This is a genomic window from Geodermatophilus arenarius, from assembly GCF_042654585.1.
Classification (GTDB): domain Bacteria; phylum Actinomycetota; class Actinomycetes; order Mycobacteriales; family Geodermatophilaceae; genus Geodermatophilus; species Geodermatophilus arenarius.
Genome location: NZ_JBHSGR010000044.1, coordinates 1 through 7,258 on the forward strand (window position 1 = coordinate 1; position 7,258 = coordinate 7,258).

The window sequence follows — 7,258 nt, forward strand, 5'->3', positions numbered from 1 at the left end:
CCGGCGCCGCCTGGCGCGGCGTGGGCCCGGCCGTCGCCGCCCGGCGGCCCGCGGCGGCCGCCGCCGCGCGCGAGCAGCTGGTCGCCACGGCCGCCGACGTCCCGGGCCCGGGCGGGGAGGACGCCGCCGAGCTGCTCCGGCGGTCGCGGGAGGCGCTGGCGCTGGCCGACGCCGTCCTCGCCCCGGCCTGCACCGGCCGGGACCGGGAGGACGCGCTGCTGGCCGCCCTCGACGCCGTCGCCGACCACCCCGCCGCCCGGGCCGAGCTCGCCGCGCTGGGCGTCGCGCCGGCCACGGACGTCGTCGTCGCCCCGGCCCCCGGCGGCGCCCGCGAGGTGCGCTGGACGGCGTCCGCCTCCCCCGGGCCGGTCGAGTACCGGGTGCTGCGGGTGCGCCCGGACGGCACCCGCCAGGTGGTGGGCACGACCACGGTCACCACCCTGGAGGACGGCGGGTACGGCGAGGTCGCCGGCTACGTCGTCGTCGCCTCCCGGCTGGGCGTCGCGGCACCCGAGGCGCGCGGCGGGGACGCCCGGCCGCGGCCCCCCGCCGCCTCCCTGCCGCCGGTCACCGGCGTCGTGCTGCGGGGCGACCGGCTGCGCTGGGACTGGCCCCCGGGCTGCACCGAGGTGGTCGTCGTGCTGCGGCCGGACGCGCCGCCGGTGGGCCCCGACGACCCGGCCGGCACCCGCCGCAAGGTCACCAACTCGCGCTACGAGATCGACGGCGGGCTGCCGGTCCCGGCGGCCCCCGGGCACGTCGCGGTGTTCCCGGCGACCCGGGTGGACGGCCGGCTGGTGGTGTCCGACGAGGGGGCGCGGCTGCCGCCGGCCTGACCGCCTCCCGGCAGCCAGCGGTCCCACCAGGCGAGCAGGTGCTCGAAGCGGGCCAGCCGGTGCCGGGGCCGGCCGGAGCGGGACAGCTCGTGGCCCTCGCCGGGGAACAGCAGCAGCGCGCTGGGCACGCCCTGCCGCTGCAGCGCGACGAACAGCCGCCGGCCCTGCTCCACCGGGCAGCGCTCGTCCCGCTCGGAGTGGACGACGAGGGTCGGCGTGCGGATCGACGCCGCCTGCGCCAGCGGGCTCACCGGGTCGGTGCCCATGTACGCGTCGGCGTACCACCAGCCGATGTCGCTGGAGCCGGCGAACGACGCCGGGTCGGTCACCGCCCGCTCCACGACGGCGGCGGCGAACCGGTCGGTGCGGGTGAGCAGCAGCGCGGTGAGGAAGCCGCCGTAGGAGCCGCCGTGGACGCCGACCCGGTCCGCGTCCAGCGCCGGATCGGCCAGCGCGGCGTCGAGGAAGGCCAGCACGTCGGCGGCGTCCCGGTCGCCCCAGGCCCCGACGACGGCGCGGGCGTGCTCCTCCCCGTAGCCGGACGAGCCGCGCGGGTTGCACTGCACGACCGCGTAGCCCGCCGACACGTACACCTGCGTCTCGTCCAGCAGCGACCAGCCGTACTGGGTGAACGGCCCGCCGTGCACCAGCAGCAGCACCGGGTGCGGGCCCGGGCCCTCCGGCGTCGTCACCCAGCCGTGCACCGGGGCGCCGTCGGGGGCCGTGGCGGTGCGCTCGGTGCCGCGGTGCAGCCGGCCGGTGGCGCCGAGCGCGGCGCCGAAGCCGGTGAGCAGCCGGCGCCGGCCGGGCGTGATCGCCACCAGCTCCCCCGCCGACCGGTCGTGCGCCACGGTGGCGACGACGACCCCGCCCCCGGCCGCGACCCCGCGCACGGTGAACGGCCCCTCGACCAGCGTCTCGGGCGCGCCGCCGTCGAGGGGCACCCGCAGCAGCGCCACCGAGCCGCGCCGCTCGACGCCGACCAGCGCCGCTCCGCCGCTGAGCACCGTCGCCGGCGTCTCGTCGCCGCGGTGGGTGTCCCGCGGGTCGAGCACGGCCTCCAGCGGGCCGCCGGCGGCCGGCACCCGGCACAGCGTCAGCCCGCGCCCGGCGACGTCGAGCCCGTCGGGGCCCAGGTCCGGGCGGGCGGTGACGTAGATCCACGTCCCGGCCGGGTCGAACGCCGGCAGCCGGCACTCGCCGCGGCCGCGGGTGACCCGGCGCGGCTCACCGCCGCCGACCGGGACCAGCCAGACGTCGCGGACGCAGTCTCGGTCGGCTCGGGCGTGCCGCGCGGAGACGAACGCGAGCGTGCCGCCGTCGGGCGACCAGGCGACGTCGGTGTCCTCGCCGCGGCCGTCGGTGAGCTGCCGGGCCTCGGGCGGGTCGCCGGTGTCGTCGAGCGGGTCGGCGGGCAGGTCGAGGACGAACACGCAGCTGGGGCGGTCGGCGGTGTACCCGAGGTCGTCGACCCGGTGGCGCAGCCGGGTGACCAGCCGCGGCGGCTCGGCCTCCGGCGGCACGTCGTCGGCGGTGCCGTAGCGGCCCTCCTCGGGCACGCGGGCCACCCAGGCCAGCCGGCGGGAGTCCGGTGACCACATCGGGGCGCCGGCGCCCAGCGGCGCGTCGGTGAGCCGGCGCGGGGCGCCGCCCGCGGTGGGCAGCAGGTGCAGCTGGGGGTGCCCGCCGGGTGCGGCCGACAGGTAGGCCAGCCAGCGGCCGTCCGGGGAGAACGCCGGGGCGGAGTCGCGGGCGCCGGAGGTCAGCGGGCGGGCCGGCGCGGAGCCGTCGGTGGGGACGGCCCACAGCTGGGCGCGGTACTCGTCGGCGTCCAGGTCGGGGCGGCTGACCGCGACCACGGCCATGCGCCCGTCCGGCGAGACGGCCGGCGTCCCCGGCGTCCGCAGCAGGGCGAGGTCGGCGGGCCGCATGGCCCACCGAGCGTAGTGCAGTCGTCACCCCCGGCCGGGGTCCCGCGCGGGACCCCGGCCGGGGAGCGCTCAGTGCTGCTGCTGGGCGCGGGCGACCAGCCGCTGGCCGAGCGAGCCGGCCTGGCTGTCGGTGAGCAGCTGGGTCTGCGACTCGACCAGCCGCAGCACCGCCGGGTCCTCCCGCGCGATCTCGGAGGACTGCAGCAGGATCGTGCCCTTGCCGGTGAAGTCGTACTGCCGCTCCTCCCCCGAGGCGCGGCCGAGCGCACCGGTGAGCGCGCCGAGGAAGCTCTGCGTCATCCACTGGGCGTCGTGGTGCACCGACGGCGCCGGGCAGTCGGCCCAGCCGAGCAGCGCCTCGGGGTCGGCCCGGAACGGCGGCTCGACGAAGATCACCGGCCCGTTGGACGAGGCGATGAACTTCCCCGTCCCGATGAGGGTGACGAAGCCCGGGACGATCGACTGCTTGAGCTCCAGGTCCTTGGAGAACGCGCAGAGGTTGCTCGCCTTGATCGTCAGGTTGCCGTCGTCGAGGTCGTAGGAGTTCAGGTCGAACCCGCGGTCCCCGATGAGCACCTTGCCGTGGCCCCGGGCGACCACCCAGTCCTGCACGTAGACCGGGCTGGAGAACCGGTGGGCCACCCACGCCTGCACCGAGGAGTACTCGCTGACGGCGTCGAACTGGACGTTGCCGTAGTACGCGAGCATCGCGCCCTTGCTCATGAACCACTCGCCGTTCAGCGCGATGCAGAACACGTAGGGGTTGACGTTGTCGTCGTCGGGCAGCGACTGCGCGGTCAGCGTGCTCGGCACGCCGGCCGGCGGCCCGGCGGGGGGCTGGCCGTACCCGGGCGGCGGGGGCTGCCCGTAGCCGGGCTGCGGCGGCTGCCCGTACCCGGGCTGCGGCTGGCCGCCGTGGGGCGGCTGCCCGTACCCGGGCTGGCCGTACCCCGGCTGTCCGTAGCCGGGCTGCGGGGGCGGGCCGTACCCGGGCTGGGGCTGGCCGCCGTAGGGGTTGCCGCCGCCGTAGGGGGTGTTCGGCGGGTAGGTCATGGTCGCCGTCCTCAGAACTTCTGCTCGCTGGCCTGCACGTACACCGTGCCGTGGCCGCTGATCTTCAACTGGAAGGCCTCGCCGGAGCCGCGGCCGACCACGTCGCGGAGGCCCACCTTGGCCGCGAGGTCCACGGAGAGCTGGCCGACGTGGCCGACGTAGGCCTGCGGGTCGACGCCGACCTGCTGCCCGCCCAGCTGCAGGGGGAAGGCGCCGCCGTGGGCGAGCAGCGCGACCGACCCGCGGCCGTGGACGTTGGTCGTGAACAGGCCCTGCCCGGTCATGGCGCCGCTGATCGCGGACCTCAGCCCGCCGGAGCCGAGGAACTGCACGCTGGTCTGCAGGTTCGCGTCGTGCGCGAGCAGCCGGTCGGCCTCGCAGACCAGCGGGGCGCCGCCGTCGAGCTCGAGGACGGTGACGTGCATGCCCTTGTAGCCGTAGAGCACCTGGCCGCTGCCCTCGGTGGCCATCATCGGGTTGGACTCCCCCGACATCGCCGCGCCGACCATGCCGCCGATGCCGCGGCCCTGGCCGTGCACCGGGCGGAAGGTGACCTGCCCGGAGTAGCCGAGCATCGCGCCGCGGCGGGCGAGCACCGGGTCGGCCGGGCCGACGTGCGCGCGCACGACCTTGCTGTTGACGGTCTCGAACGGCACGGCTCAGCGCTCCGAGGACTGGACGAGCACCAGGCCGTGCCCGGTGAAGCGGAGGGAGAAGGGCTCGCCGGAGCCCTCACCGACGAGGGACTTCCACGAGACGCCGCTGACCAGGTTCATCGACAGCTGGCCGCGGGAGCCGACGTAGGCGTCGGGGTCGACCACCAGGTCCGTGCCGGGCGCGACCTCCAGCGCCATGACCGGGCCCTCGGACACGATCGCGACCTGGCCCTGCCCGGTGACGGTCGTGGTGGCCAGGCCCTGGCCGCTGGTCACGCCGCGCAGGCCGGAGAACTGGACGTCGAGGCGCAGGTGCTCGGTGTGGGCGAGGATGTGCTCGCTCTCCACGGTGAGCGTGTCGCCGGCGAGGTCGACGACGAGCACGTCCATCGCGTCCTTGGCGAGGTACACGCGGCCGTGCCCGGTGCAGTCCATCAGCGAGATGCTCTCGCCGGCGACGGCCCGCTTGAGGGCGGCGCGCATGCCGCCGCCCCCGCCCATCCCGGAGCTCTTGAAGTCGACGTTGCCCTCGAAGGCGACCATCGAGCCGCTGGCGGCCCGGATGCGGTCCCCGTGCAGGTCGGCGTGCAGGACGCGTTTCTGGGCGGTGAGCTGTGCCAACGACGGACCTCTCGGTGCGGGGACGGGAACCGGGCGGACCGTATCCGGCTCCCCCGCCCCGCGGTAGGCCACCCGCCGCGACGCGCGGCGGCCCCGGGGCGGGTGCCCCGGGGCCGCTGGGTGACCTGCGGTCAGCTCTGGCCGGCGGGCACCTCGTCGCGCTCGCCCGGCCGGTCGGCGGCCGCGACCTCGGCGCGCTCCCGCCGCGAGACGACGATGCTGCTGATCACGGCGGCGACGATGAACAGCAGGCCGGTCAGGCCGGTGACGTACTCGCTGATGTGGAACCGCAGCTCGAGGATCATGATCGCGGCGAGGAAGCCGATGGCCCACATCGCGCCGTGCTCCAGGTAGCGGTACTCGTCGAGGGTGCCCTTGTCGACCATGTAGATGGTCAGCGACCGCACCCAGAAGGCGCCGATGCCCAGGCCCAGCGCGATGATGAAGATGTCGCTGCTGATGGCGAACGCGCCGATGACGCCGTCGAAGGAGAACGACGCGTCGAGCACCTCGAGGTAGAGGAACGCGGCGGCACCGGCGCCCGCGACCGCCTTGGTGGCGGTGCCACCGGCACCGTTGCCCGCCGTCTGCCCGGTCGGGGTGACGTCGTCGTCCTCGTCGTCGGTCTCCGGGGCCTCCATGAGCTCGTTGAGCCCGCCGATGAGCAGGTAGGTGAACAGGCCCGCGAGCCCGGACATGAGCACCGTGGCGTACTTGTCGTCGTCGGCGATCTGCGAGCCGACGTAGATGACCGCCAGGGCGATGACGATGGCGAGGTAGGGCAGCTTGCCGGCCTTGGCCAGCGGCCGCTCCAGCCACGACAGCCAGTGGATCTCCCGCTCCTCGTCGAAGAGGAAGTTCAGGAAGATCATCAGCAGGAAGATCCCGCCGAAGGTGTAGATCGCCTCGGCCGCGGCCTCGACGTTCTCGGCGTAGGCCTCCTGGTCCGACAGCGCCAGGTCCCACACCTCGGGGATGGACAGCTGCGCCGTCACCGAGACCAGGACGATCGGCAGCAGCAGCCGCATGCCGAACACGGCGATGAAGATGCCGACGTAGAGGAACAGCTTCCGCCACAGCGGGCTCATGCGGCGCAGCACCTTGGCGTTGACCACGGCGTTGTCGAAGGACAGGCAGACCTCGAGCACGCCGAGGACGGCGACGGCCAGCAGGGCCGCCGGCCCGCCGAAGAACACGGCGGTGACGAGCGCGGCCACCGTCAGACCGACGGAGAAGCCGAAGTAGCGGAGCATCAGGTGTTCCTCTCCGCCGCCCGGGGGGTCAGGCGACGACGACGACAGGGACGAGCGGGCCGGATCGGGCGGGAGGCGGGCCGGTGGTCCAACGGACCCCGGCGGGTCCCGGTTCCCGCCGGCCCGCGGCGGGGCGGCGGGAGCGGGGCGTTCAGCGGACCGGGCGGCGCCGGCCGCCCGTGCCCACGTGCGCGGTCCCGGCGTGGTATCCACGGGCCTCCGGACCGCGCAGGTGCCGGACCGCCCCGCCGGACGCGGGCCACGGCGAGGGGAGGCGGTCGTGAGCGCACCCGGCGGCACCTCCTGGTGGCGGCGCGACCGCGACGCCCCCCGGCGGGAGGCCGCGGCGGCGCGGGAGGCCGCGGCCGCGGCGATGCTGGAGCTGGACGCCGCGCTGGCCGACCTCCCGGACGCGGTCGCCGCCGCGGAGGAGGCGGGTCCGCCCGCGGGTGGGCGACGGGCTCACCACCGCATCCCCGCCCCCGACTCCTTGACCCGCGACTGGCGGGACCTCTCCACCCACGCGGACGCCGTCATCGGACACTACCTGCAGGCGCTCTCCGGCCACGACCCCGCGGCGGACGCCGAGCCGGGCGCGGCCCGCGCCGCCGCCGCGGAGCTGGGCGCCGCGGCCGCCGCGCTGCGCGAGGTGCACGGCCAGGTCCAGCGCTTCCGCGACCGGTACGGCGACGTCCTCGCCGCCGCCTCCCGCGCCCGCGCAGCGCCCGCCGGCGCGGTGTCCGCGACCCGCGACGCCGTGGCGACCGCCCGTGCGGCACTGGACGCCGCCGACCCCGCCCGGCTGGACGACCCCGGCCTCGACGGCGGCCTCGCCGACGCCGAGCGCCTCGCCGCCGGTGCCGCCGCCGACCTGGCCGCCCGGCGCGCCGCGCCCGCGCTGGACGAAG

General features: G+C 76.6%; 6 protein-coding genes. 1 reads left to right on the forward strand and 5 read right to left on the reverse strand.

Features of this window, described 5'->3' with window-relative positions; genetic code table 11:
- Window positions 1-712 precede the first annotated feature (712 nt).
- The 5 genes from ACFO3M_RS22565 to ACFO3M_RS22585 form a co-directional block, all read right to left on the reverse strand.
- Window positions 713-2,767, reverse strand: coding sequence for a S9 family peptidase (locus tag ACFO3M_RS22565; protein WP_387994445.1), 2,055 nt, complete (start codon window positions 2,765-2,767; stop codon window positions 713-715).
- Between the two features lie 69 nt (window positions 2,768-2,836).
- Window positions 2,837-3,820, reverse strand: coding sequence for an AIM24 family protein (locus ACFO3M_RS22570; protein ID WP_387994448.1), 984 nt, complete (start codon window positions 3,818-3,820; stop codon window positions 2,837-2,839).
- A gap of 11 nt (window positions 3,821-3,831) precedes the next feature.
- Window positions 3,832-4,476, reverse strand: a complete 645-nt coding sequence (locus ACFO3M_RS22575; RefSeq protein WP_387994450.1) for an AIM24 family protein — start codon at window positions 4,474-4,476, stop codon at window positions 3,832-3,834.
- Window positions 4,477-4,479: 3 nt separating this feature from the next.
- The gene (locus tag ACFO3M_RS22580; RefSeq protein WP_387994452.1) at window positions 4,480-5,097 is read right to left on the reverse strand and encodes an AIM24 family protein; all 618 of its coding nucleotides are present in this window, start codon (window positions 5,095-5,097) and stop codon (window positions 4,480-4,482) included.
- A gap of 131 nt (window positions 5,098-5,228) precedes the next feature.
- Window positions 5,229-6,350, reverse strand: coding sequence for a DUF475 domain-containing protein (locus tag ACFO3M_RS22585; RefSeq protein WP_387994455.1), 1,122 nt, complete (start codon window positions 6,348-6,350; stop codon window positions 5,229-5,231).
- A 280-nt stretch (window positions 6,351-6,630) separates the two neighbouring features.
- Here ACFO3M_RS22585 and ACFO3M_RS22590 point away from each other — a divergent pair.
- Window positions 6,631-7,258, forward strand: a 628-nt coding sequence (locus tag ACFO3M_RS22590; protein WP_387994457.1) for a hypothetical protein, incomplete at its 3' end; no start/stop codon positions are given.